This window comes from Mesorhizobium sp. M4B.F.Ca.ET.089.01.1.1, from assembly GCF_004022605.1.
Taxonomy (GTDB): Bacteria; Pseudomonadota; Alphaproteobacteria; order Rhizobiales; family Rhizobiaceae; genus Mesorhizobium; species Mesorhizobium abyssinicae.
This window is the reverse complement of sequence record NZ_RZOS01001054.1, coordinates 1-770: the sequence shown is the minus strand read 5'-3', so window position 1 is coordinate 770 and position 770 is coordinate 1. Positions and strand designations below refer to the sequence as shown.

General features: G+C 59.1%; 1 protein-coding gene. It reads left to right on the top strand.

Translation table 11 applies throughout. From position 1 onward, the window contains the following. A partial coding sequence (locus EN780_RS35970) for a CoA transferase (RefSeq protein ID WP_133372940.1) occupies positions 1–516 on the top strand: 516 nt, incomplete at its 5' end. Positions 517–770: the final 254 nt, after the last annotated feature.

The window sequence follows — 770 nt, the reverse complement described above, 5'->3', positions numbered from 1 at the left end:
GACTATGGCGGCTACCATACCGTACGCGCCGGCGTGAAACACCCGTCCCTGGCGCCGTATGGCGCCTATAGTAGCGCCGACGGTACGGACGTCATCTTTTCGGTTCAGAATGACCGGGAATGGGTAAGTTTCTGCGAGAAATTCCTGAAGCAGCCGGAGCTTACACGCGCGCCCGGTTTTGCCGACAATATGGAGCGTCTCGGTAATCGTGCGCAGCTCGACGAGATCATTAAACGGCGGTTTTCCGAACTGTCCTGCCACGAAGCAATGCAGGAGCTCGAGGCGGCCGGTTTGGCATTTGGCCGATTGAACGAAGTGTCGGATGTTTCGAAGCATTCGCACCTTCGCAGGGTCGAGGTCGCCACACCCGAAGGAATTGTCGAGACGATAGCGCCTGCGGCTATCTTCAACTCCGAGCACCCGTCGCTGCGCCCGGTTCCGGCTCTTGGCGCTCACACCGAGGCTGTCCGCGAGGAGGTTTTGGGGCTTTTGCGAAAAAGAGCGGCGTCAGCGTGAGCGCGCGTTTCGGTAACGTGAGTGCGCTCGCGATTTCCAAAGAACCTGTCTACCTTGGATCATCTCAAGGCGTCGGCCATCCAGCAAACTCATTGCCACCGCCCTCGGGAGGATCGGCCGCAGGGGCTTCTCCATGATCAAGCACACTTTTGCGGCCGTTGAAAGCGCGATGGCTTTACCACGCTGGAGATCCCTGCTCTTCGTTCCCGCTCACGTTAAGCGCTTTGTGAAGACGGCCAATGAGCGGGGTGCAG